A 16,973-nucleotide genomic window follows, 5' to 3' on the forward strand; every position below is an offset into this window, starting at 1 on the left:
TTTTCGATGCGATAAACACAAGATTTCACTTTTGAGCTCAACTGAATTTTGCTTTCTACCATTTCACTTCTTTTTCAAATTCCACATGAGATTTAATGTGTACAAGTTGACGCTGGGCCTGTTGGGCTTGGCCTGCATTCCGGCCGCTACCCAGGCCCAGACTGCTACCGGACTGACCGAGCCCCAGTCGGGCCGCACTTGCGCCAGCATGGAAGCGTTGGCCGCGCAGCTCGCCGCCGACCCGGCCCTGGCCCAACGCCTGGCCACCATTGAAAAGCAAACCCAGCAATTTGCCGCGCTGCCCGCGGGCCCGCTGCAGCGCAGCACGGCCGTTACGCTCACCATCCCGGTGGTGGTGCACGTGCTGTACAACACCACGGCCCAGAACATCAGCGACGCTCAGATTCAGTCGCAGATTGACGTCCTGAACGAAGACTTCCAGAAGCTCAATGCTGATGCTAGTAAGACACCCTCGGCCTTTGCAGGTTCCGTAGCCGATGTGGGCATTGCCTTCACGCTAGCCAAGCGCGACCCCAATGGCAACGCCACCACGGGCATTCAGCGCAAGTCGACCACCATTACCAGCTGGGGCACCGACGACAAAATGAAGAGCACTACCACGGGCGGCCTCAACGCCTGGCCCGCCGGCAGCTACCTCAACCTGTGGGTGTGCAACCTGAGCGGCGGCATTCTGGGCTATGCGCAGTTTCCGGGCGGCGCGGCTGCTACTGATGGCGTGGTTATCCGCACGTCGGCCTTTGGCCGCAACGGCTCGGCCACCGCGCCCTTCAACCTGGGCCGGACCGGCACGCACGAAGTAGGCCACTGGCTGAACCTGCGCCACATCTGGGGCGATGCTTCCTGCGGCAACGACTTAGTGGCCGACACCCCCACCCAGCAAACCAGCAACACGGGCTGCCCCAGCTTCCCGCGCCGCACCTGCGGCAATACCACCAGCGGCGACATGTTCATGAACTACATGGACTACACCGACGATGCCTGCATGTACATGTTCAGCACCGGCCAGAGCAGCCGCATGAACGCCCTGTTTGCCACGGGCGGTGCCCGCGCTTCGCTGAAGACCTCCGCCGGCGGCACGACTCCCGGCACTACCACGCCCACTGCGCCCACCTACTGCGCCAGCAAAGGCAGCAGCGTGGCCTACGAGTGGCTTGACCTAGTGCAACTAGGCAGCATCAACCGCACGTCGGGTGCCGATGGCGGCTACTACAACGGCACGGCCCTGAGCACCAACGTTACGGCAGGGGCAGCTTACACCATCAACTTTTCGGTGGGCTTTTCGGGCAGCGCCTACACTGAGTACGTGAAAGTATATGCCGACTGGAACCAAAACGGCGTGTTTACCGATGCGGGCGAGCTGATTGTGAACGCCGCGGGTAGCACCTCGAGCACCACGCGCTCGGCGAGCTTCACCGTGCCCAGCGGCGCCAAAAACGGCAGCACCCGCCTGCGGGTCATCGTGAGCGACAACTCGGCCACCACCAGCTGCAGCAGCTACAGCTACGGCGAAACCGAAGACTACACCCTGAACGTGGGCGGCGGCACCACCCGCACCGACGGCACCGAGGGCGGCATCGCCACCCGTACGGCCGGCGGCCTAGCCGACCAGTACACCCTGTTTCCAAACCCGGCTACCGACGTGCTGCGCATCGCCCGCCCTACCACTGCTGACTCTGAGCAACCCTTCACGGTGAGAGTGCACGACGTACGCGGCAGCGAGGTACGGGGCCTGACTTTCGGAGATGGCCAGCTGAACGTGTCGGCCCTGCGGTCGGGCATCTACATGCTCACCATCAGCGACGGCAGCTCGACCACGCACCAGCGCTTTGTGAAAGAATAAGCGACTGTAGAACGCCCGTAATCTGCGTAAAAAAGCCCTGGCTATTGAGCCAGGGCTTTTTTGTGTTCAATACTTGCCAGACCGTGTGGATAGTGAGGAAGACTAAGACAGACACTTATGCAGAGCGCAGCGCAGCCGTTACGGCATCTAGGCGCTGCACCAATTCCTCGTTGCTGGGGAAGAAAGGGCGTAGCTCGGCAGGGAGGGTATCGGTGAGGGTGTAAGTGGCTACGCCGATGGGTTTGTTTACATCGCGCAAAGCGAATTCTACGACCGTTCGCTGCTTGCTTTGGCAGATGATGATGCCAATGCTGGGCTGTTCGTGGGACTTCTTCACTCGTTCATTGAGCAGGGAAAGGTAGAAGTTCATCTTGCCCGCATATTCGGGCTGAAACTCGGTAATCTTCAACTCCACGGCTACCAGGCATTGCAGTTCGCGGTGGAAAAGCAGTAGGTCAATAAAGTACTCTTGGCCTTCAACCTCCAGTCGGAACTGGTTGCCAATGAAAGTGAAATCGCCACCCATCTCAATCAGGAAGCGCCGGACGTTGCTTAGCAGCGCCTGCTCCAACTCATACTCTGAGTGCTCGGGAGCGAGGGCCAGAAAGCCAAAGGTGTATTCATCCTTCAGCGCCAGAGTAGCCGCGGGCAGTTGGGCTGCGGTGAGGGTAGTGGGGAAGTTGTGCTGGGCTGTGATGGTCTTTTGGTAAGCCTGGGCTTTCAACTGCTGAGCCAGCACTGCCTTGGTCCAGTTGCTGTTGCGGGTTTGCAGCGTGTAGTAAAGCCGCTCATGCGGGTCTTTGCACTTGCTCATAATGAGTATGTGCTTGGCCCAGCTGATTTCTCCAACCAATGGTTGGAGAATTCCATTGGTGCTGTATTCGAGATAGAATTGCCGCATGTACCACAGGTTCTGAACGGAAAAGCCGCTCATGCCCACGAACTCTGTTTGTAGGTCGCGAGCTAGTGTCTCTACCACACTTTTGCCCCAGCCGTCTTGCTGCTGGCGCTCGGCAATGAGCTGGCCCAGGTCCCAATACAGCTGCATCTGCTGCTGATTAACTTGCTGCAAAGCGCGGTACTGTGCTTCGCGAACACGCCGCTTCACGGCGGCAAGCAACTGGTGGTAATCGGTAGGGGCTGGGTTCATCGCCCCAAGATACGCGCAGGCAAAATGCCTGCTTCGCGTCAGCGAAGAGTCAACGCAGCAAGACTTATGCTCCCGAATAGGCCCGCGGGTAGTACATGTTATTTGGCTTTGGCCACAAGGCCTGCTCCTCAAAGTGGCTCATGCTGTAGGTGGTGCGGCAGAACCGTTTTAACCCCAATCCGGCTTTGCTAAGTGCCGAACACACCGCCCAAAGGCCAACATAACCTTTTCCTAATGCTTGAGGTAAGCAAAGCACCCCTAGCTTCGTCCCATGAAAACCCTGTATCTCCTTCGCCACGCCAAATCCAGCTGGAGCTTTGATGAGCTTAGCGACCAGGAACGCCCCCTCAACGACCGCGGCCGCGACGACGCCCCCCTCATGGGCCAGGCCCTGGCCAAGCGCCGCATTTGCCCCGACCTGGTGGTGAGCTCGCCCGCCGTGCGCGCCATGAGCACGGCCGTGCTGGTAGCCCGCGAAATGAAGTATCCGCACGATAAAATCGTGGTTGAGCCGGGCATTTACGGCGCCGATGTCGACGACCTGCTGGCCATTATCCGCGACCTGCCCGACACGGCCGGCTCGGTGCTGCTGGTGGGCCACAACCCCACCATTACCGAAACAGCCAACGCGTTATCGCCCAACCCCATCAACGAAATGCCCACGGCCGCCGTGGTGTGCCTGCACTTTGACAGCAGCCAGTGGGCGGAAGTAGGCAAGGCCAACGCCGAGTTCTACTTCTTTGATTCGCCCAAGAACGTTGACTAACTGGGCCAACCCGAGGGGCTGAGGTAGGTGCGGGGAAGCCCGGGAAGTGGCTTTACTTCTGGCAAAATCGTAAAGGAACCCCGGCCGCCAGGCTTAAGTCCTCACGGCGCCCTCAACCCTCTGCTTCATGAGCTCACCTGCCCCCTTGCAAACCCTTTCCCGCGACCTAAGCTGGCTTCGTTTCAATGCCCGCGTGCTGCAGGAAGCCCAGAGCCCCGACGTGCCGCTGCTCGAGCGCCTGAAGTTTCTGGCCATTTTCAGCAGCAACCTCGACGAGTTTTTCAAGGTACGGGTGGCCACCCTGCGGCGGCTGGTGAAGCTCAAGAAGAAGACCCGGGCCAAGCTCAACGAGCGGCCCAAGCGCGAGCTGCGTAAGGTGCTGGAGGAAGTATCGCGGCAGCAGGAAGAGTTCGGGGTCACATTTCGGGAGCAGTTGCTGCCGGAGCTGCACCGCAACCACATTCACCTGCTGAGCGACGCGGAGCTGACCGATAAGCAGCGCGAGTGGGCCAAGCACTACTTCCAGCAAAAGGTGCGCGACCTGCTTTCGCCCGTGGTGCTCGACGACACCCTGCACCACCTGTTCCTGAAAGACCAAACGGTTTACCTCACGTTCTTCCTCAGCCAGCCGCGCGACCCCGAAGCCGGCTTGGCCGACGAGCGAGTGCTGATAATGGAGCTGCCCACCAAGCGCCACGGCGGCCGGTTTGTGCGCCTGCCCGACGAAGGCCAAGAGCGCTACGTGCTGTTTCTCGACGATGTTATCCGGATAGGCGCCGCTGAGCTCTTTCCCGGTTATGAGCAGGTAGCCGTGAACGCCATCAAGCTCTCACGCGATGCCGAGCTGGACATTGAAGAAGAGGTGTCGGGCGACTTGATGGAGATAATCCGGAGCAGCCTCGCTAAGCGCGCCACCGGCTTCCCTGCCCGCCTGCTCTTTGACCCCGAAATGCCCCAGGAAACACTGCAGGCCATCAAGCAAAAAACCGGCATCACCGATGAGGAACTGGTGGAGGGAGGCCGCTATCACAACTTCCGCGACTTCTTCGGCTTCCCGGAGTTCGACGAGCCCAGCTTTTACTACCCCGCCCGGCCGGCATTGCCGCACCCCACGCTGCCCCGCACGGGCAGCCTGCTGGCCGCCGTGGGGCAGCGCGACCACCTGCTGCACTTGCCCTACCAGTCCTTCGACTACGTGACGCGCCTGCTGCGCGAAGCCGCCACCGACCCGCGCGTGTCGGCCATCAGCATCACGCTCTACCGCGTGGCCAGCAAAAGCGCCGTGGTGAAGGCCCTGCTGAAAGCCGCCAAACACGGCAAGCAAGTGACGGCCATAGTGGAGCTAAAGGCCCGGTTCGACGAAGAGTCCAACCTATTTTGGGCCGATAAGCTGCAGCGGGCCGGGGCCAACGTCATATTCACTCCGCCCGAGCTCAAGGTGCACAGCAAGCTGCTGCTCATAGCTCGCCGCGAAGACGACGAGAGCACGCGCCGCTACGGCTATTTCAGCACCGGCAACTTCAACGAAAGCACCAGCGAGCTTTACACCGACCACGGCCTCTTCACGGCCAATGAACAGCTCACCCGCGAATCCGAAGCCGTGTTCGACTACCTGCGCGACCAACAAACCGTGCCTGAACTAGAGCACCTGCTGGTGGCCCCCTTCGGCCTACGCTCCGGCCTCAACGCCCTGATTGACTACGAAATCAAACAGGTCCACAAAGGCAACGAAGCTTACATCCTTCTCAAAGTAAATTCCGTGGAAGACCGCGGCATGATTGCCAAGCTCTACGAAGCCAGCGCGGCGGGCGTGCGCGTGGAGCTTTTGGTGCGAGGCATCGGGTGCCTGGTGCCCGGACAGCCGGGCTTCAGCGAAAACATCACCCAGCACGGCCTCATAGACCGCTTTCTGGAACACAGCCGGGTTTACGTTTTCGCCCACGGCGGCGAGGAAAAGGTATTTGTCTCGTCGGCTGACTGGATGACCCGCAACCTTGACCGGCGGGTAGAAGTGGCCTTCCCCATCCTCGACGAGGCCTTGCGCGCCGAGGTCCGCTTCTTGCTCGACCTGCAGCGGCACGACACTGTGAAAGCCCGCGATTTTGACAATAACTACCTCTTGCCCGAAGACGGCAAGAAGGGCCTGCAAGCGCAGGAGGCTACCTACGCTTGGCTGAAAGGCCTGAAGCGGAGGCAGCGTGACGCTGCTGCTAAGGTGAAGCCAGAGAAGAAGCAGAAGATTTAGGTCTCATCATTGCCGCACAGCGAAACTTCATCTTAACCGCAGACAAATAAAAACCATCTGTCATGCTGAGCTTGCGAAGCACCTTATCACATTCGCACAAATTGTTGTGTGGTGATAAGGTGCTTCGCAGGCTCAGCATGACAGACGGTTAAGTATTTAGGTTTTCTGCTATGCCACCGTCCCCCCACAGCTTGAGCCGCTGCCGGCGGTGCAGCCGTAGCAGTGCTGGTTCACCACAATGCTGCGGCGGCCCAGGGCTTCGGCGTCGAAGTCGCGGATATGTTTTCCGGGGCTGGCGACGTGCAGGTCCAGCATTTGGTTGAAGTCGCAGTCGTACAAACCGCCGTCCCAGCCCACCGAGACGGTGTTGCGGCACATCACGCCAGCGGCGGCCACCGGGTTGAAGGCGTTCACCAGCTTTTCCATGTAGCCAGCGTAGTTGCCCGACTCGATGAGGTAGTCGAGGTAGCGGCTGACGGGGATGTTGGTGATGGCATACAGCTCGTTAAACACAATGCCGAAATCCTTGGCCAGGGCCCGCTTAAACTGGTCCTGCAGCCCTTTTTGCGAGCCGGGCATGAAGGCCCCGCTAGGGTTGTACACCAAGTTGAGTACCAGCCCCGAGCCCTCCTGGCCGTAGCCCACGGCGTTGAGCATCCGCAGGGCCTTTATGGAATCGTCAAACACGCCGTCGCCGCGCTGGCGGTCGGTTTTGTCGGCGTTGTACGAGGGTAGTGAGCTGACCACCTCCACGCCGTGCAGTTTGAAGAACTCGGGCAGGTCGTGGTACTTCTTGTTGGCCACGATGATGGTGAGGTTGCAGCGCACCAATATTTTGCGGCCCAGCTTGCTAATTTCCTCCACAAACCACCGGAAGTCGGGGTTCATCTCGGGCGCGCCGCCAGTCAGGTCCACGGTTTGGATATCGCTCTTGGCCAGCGCGTCCAGGCACTCCTTCATGGTCTCGCGGGTCATTATTTCCTTGCGGTCGGGGCCGGCGTCCACGTGGCAGTGTTTGCACACCTGGTTGCACATCTTGCCCACGTTGATTTGCAGAACGGTGGGCGCCACCGACGGCAACGGGAACAACCCCGCGCCGCGCAGCTTCTCGTGAAACAGCGGCAGATGCAGCGTCTCGGCCACCTCGCGGCTAAGCACCGTGAGCTGAAAAGCCGAGTCGGCCAGCTGGTGGCCCGTGGCCTTTAGGGATTTGGTTGATTGCACAGGAATGAATAACGACTAAGGCCGCGGCCTAATTCGATTACATGGATAAATCCTTGACTTTGTTCATCATCTGCACGCTGTGCACCAGCGTGGCCCCGCCCCGAATGGCAGCGGCAACGTGCACAGCTTCCATCATTTCTGGCTCAGTACAGCCCTTCTCCAGCGTGTCCGATGTGTAGGCATCGATGCAATAGGGGCACTGCACCGCGTGCGACACGGCCAGGGCAATAAGCGACTTTTCACGCGCAGTGAGGGCGCCTTCGGCAAACACCGCCCCGTAGTAGGAGAAAAATTTCTCGGCAAATTCGGGCTGGAACTCGGCGATGCTGCCAAATTTCTTGAGGTCGTCGGGGTTGTAGTAGGTGTCCATGGGCGGGTCAGCTGAGATGTACGAAAATGAAAGAAGCTTCGGGTTTGGAAAACGAGTTATTCGTTGAAATTACGCAAGCGACAAATTGTTATGAACTCTACTCAGTTGCCCACGCGGGGGAAATTATTCACAGATGCAACTTGCCGGGCCGATGGGCATACCGTTGAGGGCCAATAATGAGAAAATAGCGTTAGCACTGCCCTCATTCCGGTAAGGTGCAACAGGGCAGTTCTGAACGGGCCCACTGTGCCGTGCGCGTTGTTGTCAAGCGCTTGTTGAGCAGCGCTTAGCGCCGCAGGCCCGACTTCTCCAGCAGCTTGCGCGGGGGCGTAATGAAAAGCTCCAGGCTGGCATAAGGAGCTCCGTTGAACTTGGAGTCGATGATTTTCTCGCGGTCATTGTTGGTCCGGTCGAAGGCATCGAAGGCGTAGTTGTAGCGGTAGCCGGCTTCGGCCCCCATCCAGAGGAAGCTGAAGATTTCGCGCTCCCAGCGCAGTCGGAATTTGACTTCTGTTTCGCGCAGCTCCAGGGTGCTGAGTGCCCTCTTGCCGAGAACCGGCGTGCCAGTATTGGGGTCCCGACGATTGAGCTCATTGCGCAGCTTGATGATGTAATTGTAGCCATCCACGGTGTAGCCAGCGTAGAAAATGGACGACTCCGACACGTTGTACCGGGCCGTTACACGGGCGGGAAACAAGGCCTCGATGCCCCACCGGTTATTAAACGTTCGGTTGTAGAGCACCGCCGGGTACAGGCTCAGCCGCCCAAAAGTGTAGCCATACTGAAAGCCCAGGCCCCACGAAAACAGAGCACTGCGCTTCCAGCCGTACACGGCCTCGGCCGAGAAGCGGAAGTAGTCGAGGGTATTCAAGTCGGTAGCGGCGTTATAGTCGCCGCTCAGTTCGCCTTTCACCCGGGCCAGGTACCAGTGCACATCATCGACGGGCCGCAGCACCACTACCTGGGAGGAAATGCTTTTCAGCCCCTTGTCTTCGATGTTGCGGTACAGCTCGTAGTCGGTGGTGGCGGGGCCGTTAAATTGGAATTCTTCCCGCTCATAGGCCAGGCCCACTACTACCTTAAGGTGCGGCCGGTTCCAGGCCGGAATGTACCCCTTGATGGACAGGCGCGCGTTTTTGTCGATTTCCCCTGAGTAATTGCTGATGCCCACCACCTGGGCCTCCGACTTCACCCCGAACCGCGGCATACGCTCGTAGCGCACAATCAGGCCCTTGCTGGGCCCCATGCCTAGCACCGAAGGGTTGGCAAACAGGCGTCGATTGGGCAGGCCCACTATGGTATCGACTCCGGTTGGTGCGGCTAGTGGGTACACAGGGGGCCTATCCTGGGCCTGAGCCACGCCTCCAATGCAGAGAAACGCGGCCGCTACCAGCCGGAAACGATAAGCAAAAAACAGAGCCATAGAAAGGGGCCGGAATAGGTAATTAAAGGCGAATGTTGCCCATACGCATAAACCGGAACAATGGCTATTGGCAACGGGGCGGGTGTTGGTGATTTAGCGACTGTAGTGATTTAGTGAATTAGCGATTCACATACTGAAGTAAGTACACGTCTAGTAGCCAGAGACAAATGACCAATCGGGTGCAAGCCCAATTCCTTACCTCTCGGAATCGCTAATTCACTAATTCAGTACATTACTCACTCACCGATTGGTAGGGGTAGCGCTGCTGGTGCAGAGCCGCTACGCGCTTGCCTAGCAATTCGCGCAGCTCTTCCAGGTTGGTGCGCTCCTGGGCCGAAATGAACACCACCGGGTCGTGCAGCTTGGCCATATAGGTGGCTTGCAGCTGCGCCAGCGGCGGGCGCGGGGCGGTGCCGTCGTCCTCGGCGTCGAGCACTTCGCCGAAGGGGTCTTTTTCGGCGTCGTCGGGCTTGTACTGGTCTATTTTGTTGAACACCAACAGCACGGGCTTATCGGCAGCGCCAATGTCGCTCAACGTGTCGTTCACCACCTGAATCTGTTCCTCGAAGCCGGGGTGTGAGATGTCGACCACGTGCAGCAGCAGGTCGGCTTCGCGAATCTCGTCGAGCGTGCTCTTGAAGCTCTCGATGAGCTTGGTGGGCAGCTTGCGAATGAATCCTACCGTGTCAGACAGCAGAAACGGGGTTTGCTCGAGCACCACCTTGCGGGTGGTGGCGTCTACGGTGGCAAAAAGCTTGTTTTCGGCAAACACGTCGGACTTGCCCAGCACATTCATCAGGGTGCTTTTGCCCACGTTGGTATAGCCAACCAGGGCCACGCGCACCGAGCCGCCGCGGGCTTTGCGCTGGGTGTGGCTCTGCCGGTCGAGGTCTTCGAGCTTTTCCTTGAGGAAGGCAATGCGGTCGCGCACAATGCGTCGGTCGGTTTCAATTTCGGTTTCACCCGGACCCTTCATGCCCACGCCACCACGCTGCTTGTCCAAGTGAGTCCAGAGGCCGGTGAGGCGGGGGAGGAGGTACTGGTACTGGGCCAGCTCGACCTGGGTGCGCGAGGTGGCCGACTTGGCCCGCAGTGCGAAAATATCCAGAATCAGCAGCGAGCGGTCCACAATCTTCACCAGCAGCTCGGCTTCGAGGTTGCGGAGCTGCGAGGGGGAGAGGTCGTCGTCGAACACCACCATGCTGGTGCCTTCGTGCTGCACGTAGGCCTTGATTTCGGCCAGCTTGCCTTCGCCCACGTAGGTCCGGATGTCGGGCTTTTCGAGGCGCTGCACGAAGCGCTTCGTGGCGGTGGCGCCGGCCGTTTCAATGAGAAAGGCCAGTTCGTCGAGGTATTCGGTGGTTTGGGCTTCGGACTGGCGGCGCGGGGGCACGCTCACCAGCACGGCGGTTTCCTGCTCTTTGGCGGTGTCGTAGGCGCCGCCCGATTTGCTGGCGACAAAGCCGGCCTTGGCGTTGTCGGTGGTGAAGTGCCGGGTGCTGCCGCCCGGCTTGCGGCCGCCGGAGGTGGGTTTATTTGCCATGGAAAGGGTAGTTGTCGGTTGCTCGTGGTGGCGGGTTGTCAGAAATAAATCCGCTGCCAGTTTGCTGAACGAATTTCTGACGCTTTTGGGTGCGCCTGCTCTTTGGATTGCAAGCTGGCGCCACCAAGCCGCAACTAACAACTAAATCACCGCAAGGTGAGCGAGTAGGCCACCACCTGCTGCACTTGCTGGGGCGTAAGGGTCTTGCCGAAAGCCGGCATCTTGCCCATGCCATTGGTAACTAAGTAGGTGCGGCCAAAGGCGTTGAGGTTACTTTTGGTGAGGTCGTGGGCCCCGTTCAGGCCGGCTTTGCCGTTGGCGCCGTGGCAGCGCTGGCAGTTTTTCTGGTACAGCAGCTGGCCCGGCAGCACCGGGGCCTGGGCCGAAGCCGCCGACACAGCGAGGAAAGGCAGCAGCAGCGACAGCGCCGCAAAGCGAATATTCATATCAGGCACAACACACAAAGAGCCCACAAAGTACCGGCGGATAAAATTAAAGCCATGAGGGTAGGAGGGTGTGAGGGTAGGAAGTATTCTTTATAACCTAAGAGTCATAACGCCGTTAGCCCGACCTTTGCACCTCCTGCCCTCACACCTTCTTACCCTCTTGCCCTAAAAAGTGCGCGTCGCCCTCGTCATCAACACCAGTTGGAATATTTGGAATTTCCGTGCCAGCCTCGTGCGCGCCTTGCAAGCCGCCGGCCACGAGGTGCTGGCCATCGCGCCGCCCGATGATTACTCCCAGCGCCTCGAAACCGAGCTCGGCTGCCGCTTCGTGCCCATCCTCATGGAGAACAAGGGCACCAACCCGGCTAAGGACGCCGCGCTGACGCTGCGCTTCTACAAAATTTACAAGCGCGAAAAGCCCGACGTGGTGCTGCACTACACCATCAAGCCCAACATCTACGGCAGCATTGCGGCCCAGCTGGCCGGCGTGCCCAGCATCAACAACGTGAGCGGCCTGGGCACGGTGTTCATCATCAAAAACTTCGTGAGCAAGGTGGCGCTGGGACTCTACCGTTTCGCGTTCCGCTTCCCGCACAAGGTGTTTTTTCAGAACGGCGACGACCGGCAGCTATTCCTCGACAACGGCTTGGTGCGTCGCGAAATAACCGACTTACTCCCCGGCTCCGGGGTCGACACCGACCGGTTTCGCCCGGCTCCCGAATTCACGCGCCAAACCCCGTTTGTGTTCCTGATGGTGGCGCGCGTGCTCTACGAAAAGGGAGTAGTCGAATACTTTGAAGCGGCCAAAATTGTGCGTGAGGCAGTGCCCGGTACGCGCATTCAGCTGCTCGGCGGCCTCGACGAAGCCGGCGGGGTGGGCGTACCCCGCGCCACCTTCGAGGAGTGGCTGAAAAGCGGCGACATCGAGTACCTGGGCCGCTCCGACGATGTGGCCGCCCACCTGCACCGCGCCGATTGCGTGGTGCTGCCCAGCTACCGCGAAGGCACGCCCAAAACCCTGCTCGAAGCGGCAGCCGTGGGCAAGCCCCTCGTCACCACCGACGTGCCCGGCTGCCGCGAAACCGTAGTCGACGGCCACAACGGCTACCTCTGCCAAGTGCGCAGCGGCCCCGATTTGGCTGCCAAGATGCTGCAGGTGCTCACGCTGCCCGAGGCCGAATTGAAAGGCATGGGCCGAAACAGCCGCCACTTGGCCGAAACTAAATTTGATGAACGGCTGGTGCTCGATAAGTACCTGACCGCCGTAGCCACCGTGCGCCGGTAGCAGCTCTCTGGTGCGGTCGTGCTGAGCGGTGCCGCCGTCTGTTTGCCGCTTTGCATGAGGACTTTTTTCAGAAACCGTCGCAAACACGCATTCGGATTATTCTACATTTGTGTCAATGGAAGTAAAGCAATTCCCCATTTCCGGGCTAGTCGAGTTCACTCCCCGTCTGTTTGCCGACGACCGGGGTCATTTTTTTGAAACCTTCAGCGCCCGCCTCATGGCGCAGGCCGGCGCCGAGGCCCAATGGGTGCAGGACAACCAGTCGAACTCCAAAAAAGGAGTGCTCCGCGGCCTGCATTTTCAAATCCCTCCACACGCCCAAGCCAAGTTGGTGCGCGTAGGCCAGGGCCGCGCCCTCGATGTGGCCGTCGACTTGCGTCGGGATTCTCCCACCTACGGCCAGCACCAGATGGTAGAGCTCATGGCCGAGCGTGGCAACATGCTCTACATTCCCGCTGGTTTTGCTCACGGTTTCATGGCCCTGGAGGACAACACAATTTTCCTCTACAAATGCAGCGACTACTACGCCCCCAGCGCGGAAGGCGGCTTGCGTTGGGACGACCCCGATTTGAACATCAACTGGGGCACCGAAGTGGCGCCGTTGGTGTCGGGCAAGGACGATGAGCTGCCCTTGCTAAAGGATTTTGTAAGCCCGTTTTAAAAAGCTGAGCAGAACATCAAACTCCCCTCCTTACCAAGGAGGGGATGTTTTCGCGAAGCGAGAACGGGGGTGGTTGTGGGCGTTGAACGATAACAGGCGGAACGACTCGCGGTAGAATCGTTCAGGTGTCGTTCAACGAGTGCAACCACCCCCGTCCGAGCCTGCGGCTCGAACATCCCCTCCTTAAAAAAGGAGGGGAGTTTGACCGTTGTTACAACAGTTCCACCAGCGTCTCCAACGCCATGCCGCGGCTGCCTTTCACCAGCACCTGCTGCCCCTGAGCCGGGTGTTGCTTCAGCCACTCAGCTGCTTCAGCTTTGGTAGAGAAGTGCTGCGCTTGCCTAGCTGCTTCAGCTGCCAAGCTCATCTCAGGGCCAATTAGCAATACAGCGGAGAGGTTCAACTCGGCTAGCAGTTGGCCCAGCTGGCGGTGCTCAGCGGCGCTGTCGTCGCCTAGCTCAAACATATCGCCGAGGATAACCAGCTTGCTCTGGCCACCTGCGGCAGGGCGGGCAGAGAAGCTGCGCAGTGCCGCCGCCATGCTGCTGGGGTTGGCGTTGTAGGCATCCAGCACCAGCTCATTTCCTCTTTCTGTGCGGAGCAGCTGCGAGCGGTTGTTCTGTGGGTTGTAGCGGGCCAGGGCGCTGGCTACTTTGTCGGCTTCAACACCAAAGTGCAGGCCCACGGCGGCAGCGGCCGCCAGGTTGGGAAAGTTGTAGTCGCCGGTGAGCTGGGCGGCTACGTCGGTGCCATCGGCTAGGCGCAGGGCCAGGGCCGGGTCGGCGGCTAGCAGCGTAGCGGGGTAGGCATCGGTGGCGCCGGGGTAGGTGAGGCGTGTGGGCACGGCCGCAGCTAGGCCGGGTAGTTTGGGGTCGAGGGTGTTGACGAAAGCGGTGCCGCCGGTGCGGGCCAGATAGTCAAACAATTCGCCTTTGCCCAGGGCCACGCCCTCGGGCCCACCAAAGCCTTCGAGGTGGGCCTTGCCAATGTTGGTGATGAGGCCGTGTGTGGGCAGGGCCCACTGGCAGTAAGCCGCTATTTCGCCCCGGTGGTTAGCACCCATCTCAATCACGGCGAAGTCGTGCTCACCGGTGCGCAGCCGCAGCAGCGTGAGCGGCACCCCAATGTGATTGTTGAGATTGCCGATGGTGGCCAGAACGCGGAATTTCTGGGCCAGCACGGCCGTCAGCAGCTCCTTGGTAGTGGTTTTGCCATTCGAGCCCGTGATGGCCAGCACCGGGATGTCGAACTGCTGGCGGTGGTGCCGGGCCAGTTCCTGCAAAGCGGCCAGTGGGTCGGGGGCGAAGGTGTAGCGGGCCGGGTCGGTGGCGGCCAGGTCGGCGTCGTCCACCACGGCGTGGCGGGCGCCTTTTTCCAAAGCCTGGGGAGCAAAGGCCGCGCCCCGGAAGCTGGGCCCATTCAGGGCAAAGAATAAGGTGCCGGGCTGCGGCTGGCGCGAGTCGGTGCTAACCTGGCCGCCAGCCGCCAAATAATGAGAATAGAGCAACATAAAGTTGAACGCGAAGAGAAAACCGGGTGTAAACTGTTACAAAGGTGGGCTTGATTTTTGTCCTCGCTATCATTGCCTGCCCGAACCGTTTTCATTGCTTTGCGCCTATGCTCCGTTCTACGCTTGTTTTGCTGGTCCTGCTGGCTTTTTCAACTGCTGCCCGGGCCCAGTTGCCAGCGGGCTTTGGGTTCGAACACCAGCCGTTGGCCGCGGTGGTGCACGGCACCGATACGCTGCGCCACGCCTGGGCTGGTGGCTTCGACACGCCCCAGTTCAGCACCATCGACCTGAACAACGACGGCCAAAACGACCTGTTTGCCTTCGACCACATCAGCAGCCGCGTCTATACTTTCCTGAGTGCGGCTGCGCCGGGCACCGCCGCGGGGCGCCGCTGGGAGTATGCCCCACAATACGAGTCGCTGTTTCCGGCCGACCTGCAAGGCTGGGCCCTGCTGCGCGACTACGACTGCGACGGCCGCCCCGACCTTTTTACCTACGTCAACAACGGCGAAATCCGGGTATTTCGCAATGTGCTGGTCAACGGCCGCCCCAGCTTTCAGCTCACCACCAACCAGCTTCGGTATTCTGGCGGATTTACGGGTACTGCCAACCTCGTTCTCGGAGGCTACAACCTGCCCGCCATTCAGGACGTGAACGGCGACGGCAAGCTCGACATCATGACCTATGATTTTGTCAGTTCATCTTACATCGAGCTCTACCTCAACACCAGTCCCGGCACCTGCGGCAGTGACCTCACTTTTAGGCTGAACACCGATAATTGGGGCGGCATCCAGGCCTGCAGCGGCTGCGCCGAGTACAAGTTCACCGGCCAGTCGTGCTTTACCGCGGCCCGGCCCTTGCACACGGGCGGGCACAGCTTGCTGCTGCTCGACCTCGACGGCGACGGGGTTCAGGACCTGCTCGACGGCCGCGACAACTGCGCCGAACTCACGCGCCTGCTCAACCGAGGCACGGCCCTGGCTCCCGTCATAAACCAGGCCGGCATCAGCTCTAGCTTTCCTTCAGCGGCCACGCCCGCCCGGGTGCCCGTGTTCCCAGCGGCGTATTCGTTTGACGCCAACTTCGACGGCCGCCCCGACCTCGTGGTGGCCCCAAATATGCTCACCAATTTTGCCGACCAGGTGAGCCTGCGCAACCATGTGCAACTCTTCGAGAACACTGCTGCTACCGGGCCGCCGGCTTTTGCGTATCGGTCCGCTGGCTTCCTGCAAAACGAGATGATAGACGTGAGCGAAGGCGCCGCCCCAACCTTTGGCGATGTTGACGGCGACGGGCTGCCCGACATGCTCATTGGCAACATCGCCGACCGCGTCAACAACGTGTACCGCGCCACTATTACGTACTACCGCAACGTGGGCACCCGCGCGCGACCGGTGTTCAGCTTCGTTACCGACAACTACCTGGGCCTGGCCGCTCAGCGCCTGGAGGGCATTAAGCCCGTGCTGGTCGACCTGAATCGCGACGGCGCCCTCGACCTGGCCTACGCCGCCTGGAGCAGCAGCGCCAATGTGCTCTACTACATCCTCAACACGGCCGCCGCTGGCCAGCCCGCCGCGTTCGACGTGGCCCGCGCCGTCAGTTTCAAGCCCCAAGGCGCGGCTGGCAGCGGTGTGCTGCCCTATTCTCGGGGAGACATGCCCTGTTTCACCGATGTAGACAATGACGGCTACGTCGACTTGCTCATCGGCACCAACGAAACCCAGGAGCCCGGCATGAGCCTGCGCTACTTCCGCAACCGCGGCTCCGGGCCGCTGGAAGATGCCTTTGTGCTGGTGGATAATGATTTTGGCCGGATTCGTGACGCTTCCGGGGGGCGGCCCACCAACCTGAGCGCCACCGTAGCCGATTTCGACGGCGACGGCCAGCCCGACCTGCTCACGGCCGACGCCAGCGGCTTCCTGCGGTTCTTTTCCAACTACCGCGCCCTGACCAGCATTTTCCCCGAGCGCACCGACTTGCTTTACAATCCCCTGACCGGCCAGTACGAACCCACCCGCCTGGGCCTGGAGATTTCCTCGCACTTCGGCCTGGCTGCCACCGACCTAAACGGCGACGGAACCCCCGAGCTCTTCATTGGCACTCAGGCCGGCGGCGTTCTCAGCTACGGCACGCGCAACCGCACTGCCACCTCCACCACGCGCTCTGAGCCCGCCCGAGCATTGGCCCTGAGTGTGTACCCCAACCCTGCTACCGCCACCGCGACCGTAGAAACGGCCAAGCCCACCCGCATCACCCTGCTCGACCTGACCGGCCGCGTGGTGCAGCAAGTAAGCAGTGCCCAACGCCGCCACGCGGTAAACCTGGCGGGCCTGGCGCCCGGCGTGTACCTGGTGCGGGCCGAAGACGCCGATGGCTCGGCGGCGGTGCAGCGGCTGCTGGTGCGGTAGTGACTTGAAGGTGAGTTTAGGAAACTCATCTCCTATTCGAGGTTTCTAAACTTTGAAAGGTAAACGAGTTTAGTAAACTCG

General features: G+C 60.3%; 13 protein-coding genes. 6 read left to right on the plus strand and 7 right to left on the minus strand.

Annotated features, from left to right (window positions below):
* Window positions 1-85: 85 nt before the first annotated feature.
* Window positions 86-1,861, plus strand: a complete 1,776-nt coding sequence (locus BMZ66_RS25530) for a GEVED domain-containing protein (RefSeq protein ID WP_177204688.1) — start codon at window positions 86-88, stop codon at window positions 1,859-1,861.
* A 115-nt stretch (window positions 1,862-1,976) separates the two neighbouring features.
* Here the strand turns inward: BMZ66_RS25530 and BMZ66_RS10710 are convergent, their stop codons facing one another.
* Complete coding sequence (locus BMZ66_RS10710) at window positions 1,977-3,011, minus strand: PDDEXK nuclease domain-containing protein (protein ID WP_092672296.1); 1,035 nt, start codon at window positions 3,009-3,011, stop codon at window positions 1,977-1,979.
* Window positions 3,012-3,282: 271 nt separating this feature from the next.
* Between BMZ66_RS10710 and BMZ66_RS10715 the strand changes: the two genes are divergently transcribed.
* Both BMZ66_RS10715 and ppk1 read left to right on the plus strand, forming a co-directional pair.
* Window positions 3,283-3,777, plus strand: a complete 495-nt coding sequence (locus tag BMZ66_RS10715; RefSeq protein WP_092672299.1) for a SixA phosphatase family protein — start codon at window positions 3,283-3,285, stop codon at window positions 3,775-3,777.
* A gap of 127 nt (window positions 3,778-3,904) precedes the next feature.
* The gene (gene ppk1, locus BMZ66_RS10720; protein ID WP_092672302.1) at window positions 3,905-6,022 is read left to right on the plus strand and encodes a polyphosphate kinase 1; all 2,118 of its coding nucleotides are present in this window, start codon (window positions 3,905-3,907) and stop codon (window positions 6,020-6,022) included.
* Between the two features lie 168 nt (window positions 6,023-6,190).
* Here ppk1 and arsS read toward each other — a convergent pair whose 3' ends face one another.
* The 5 genes from arsS to BMZ66_RS10745 all read right to left on the minus strand — a co-directional run bounded on the left by arsS (window position 6,191) and on the right by BMZ66_RS10745 (window position 11,028).
* A complete protein-coding gene (arsS, locus tag BMZ66_RS10725) occupies window positions 6,191-7,246 on the minus strand; it encodes an arsenosugar biosynthesis radical SAM (seleno)protein ArsS (RefSeq protein WP_092672305.1) in 1,056 nt (351 codons plus the stop codon).
* A gap of 37 nt (window positions 7,247-7,283) precedes the next feature.
* Window positions 7,284-7,616 carry an arsenosugar biosynthesis-associated peroxidase-like protein gene (locus BMZ66_RS10730; RefSeq protein ID WP_092672308.1) on the minus strand — a complete coding sequence of 111 codons (333 nt, stop codon included), beginning with the start codon at window positions 7,614-7,616 and terminating at the stop codon, window positions 7,284-7,286.
* A gap of 286 nt (window positions 7,617-7,902) precedes the next feature.
* Window positions 7,903-9,039, minus strand: a complete 1,137-nt coding sequence (locus BMZ66_RS10735) for a porin family protein (RefSeq protein ID WP_092672312.1) — start codon at window positions 9,037-9,039, stop codon at window positions 7,903-7,905.
* A 232-nt stretch (window positions 9,040-9,271) separates the two neighbouring features.
* Window positions 9,272-10,582 carry a GTPase HflX gene (gene hflX, locus BMZ66_RS10740; protein ID WP_092672315.1) on the minus strand — a complete coding sequence of 437 codons (1,311 nt, stop codon included), beginning with the start codon at window positions 10,580-10,582 and terminating at the stop codon, window positions 9,272-9,274.
* A gap of 146 nt (window positions 10,583-10,728) precedes the next feature.
* Window positions 10,729-11,028 (minus strand): c-type cytochrome, encoded by a 300-nt coding sequence (locus BMZ66_RS10745; protein WP_092672318.1) that lies wholly within the window; start codon window positions 11,026-11,028, stop codon window positions 10,729-10,731.
* Between the two features lie 172 nt (window positions 11,029-11,200).
* Between BMZ66_RS10745 and BMZ66_RS10750 the strand changes: the two genes are divergently transcribed.
* Window positions 11,201-12,313, plus strand: coding sequence for a glycosyltransferase family 4 protein (locus tag BMZ66_RS10750; RefSeq protein WP_092672321.1), 1,113 nt, complete (start codon window positions 11,201-11,203; stop codon window positions 12,311-12,313).
* A gap of 115 nt (window positions 12,314-12,428) precedes the next feature.
* Window positions 12,429-12,974, plus strand: coding sequence for a dTDP-4-dehydrorhamnose 3,5-epimerase (rfbC, locus tag BMZ66_RS10755; RefSeq protein ID WP_092672324.1), 546 nt, complete (start codon window positions 12,429-12,431; stop codon window positions 12,972-12,974).
* Between the two features lie 211 nt (window positions 12,975-13,185).
* On the opposite strand, the gene BMZ66_RS10760 is transcribed toward rfbC, so the two are convergent.
* Window positions 13,186-14,484, minus strand: a complete 1,299-nt coding sequence (locus tag BMZ66_RS10760) for a UDP-N-acetylmuramoyl-tripeptide--D-alanyl-D-alanine ligase (RefSeq protein WP_092672327.1) — start codon at window positions 14,482-14,484, stop codon at window positions 13,186-13,188.
* A gap of 107 nt (window positions 14,485-14,591) precedes the next feature.
* Here BMZ66_RS10760 and BMZ66_RS10765 point away from each other — a divergent pair, with 107 nt between their 5' ends.
* Window positions 14,592-16,892, plus strand: a complete 2,301-nt coding sequence (locus BMZ66_RS10765; RefSeq protein WP_092672330.1) for an FG-GAP-like repeat-containing protein — start codon at window positions 14,592-14,594, stop codon at window positions 16,890-16,892.
* Window positions 16,893-16,973: the final 81 nt, after the last annotated feature.

The organism is Hymenobacter arizonensis (assembly GCF_900115775.1).
Lineage (GTDB): Bacteria > Bacteroidota > Bacteroidia > Cytophagales > Hymenobacteraceae > Hymenobacter > Hymenobacter arizonensis.

Bases quoted from the DNA above. Each gene is read 5' to 3' on its own strand.
- BMZ66_RS25530 (WP_177204688.1), top strand. From the start codon at position 86: ATGAGATTTAATGTGTACAAGTTGACGCTGGGCCTGTTGGGCTTGGCC.
- BMZ66_RS10710 (WP_092672296.1), bottom strand. From the start codon at position 3,011: ATGAACCCAGCCCCTACCGATTACCACCAGTTGCTTGCCGCCGTGAAG.
- BMZ66_RS10715 (WP_092672299.1), top strand. From the start codon at position 3,283: ATGAAAACCCTGTATCTCCTTCGCCACGCCAAATCCAGCTGGAGCTTT.
- ppk1 (WP_092672302.1), top strand. From the start codon at position 3,905: ATGAGCTCACCTGCCCCCTTGCAAACCCTTTCCCGCGACCTAAGCTGG.
- BMZ66_RS10730 (WP_092672308.1), bottom strand. From the start codon at position 7,616: ATGGACACCTACTACAACCCCGACGACCTCAAGAAATTTGGCAGCATC.
- BMZ66_RS10735 (WP_092672312.1), bottom strand. From the start codon at position 9,039: ATGGCTCTGTTTTTTGCTTATCGTTTCCGGCTGGTAGCGGCCGCGTTT.
- hflX (WP_092672315.1), bottom strand. From the start codon at position 10,582: ATGGCAAATAAACCCACCTCCGGCGGCCGCAAGCCGGGCGGCAGCACC.
- BMZ66_RS10745 (WP_092672318.1), bottom strand. From the start codon at position 11,028: ATGAATATTCGCTTTGCGGCGCTGTCGCTGCTGCTGCCTTTCCTCGCT.
- rfbC (WP_092672324.1), top strand. From the start codon at position 12,429: ATGGAAGTAAAGCAATTCCCCATTTCCGGGCTAGTCGAGTTCACTCCC.
- BMZ66_RS10760 (WP_092672327.1), bottom strand. From the start codon at position 14,484: ATGTTGCTCTATTCTCATTATTTGGCGGCTGGCGGCCAGGTTAGCACC.
- BMZ66_RS10765 (WP_092672330.1), top strand. From the start codon at position 14,592: ATGCTCCGTTCTACGCTTGTTTTGCTGGTCCTGCTGGCTTTTTCAACT.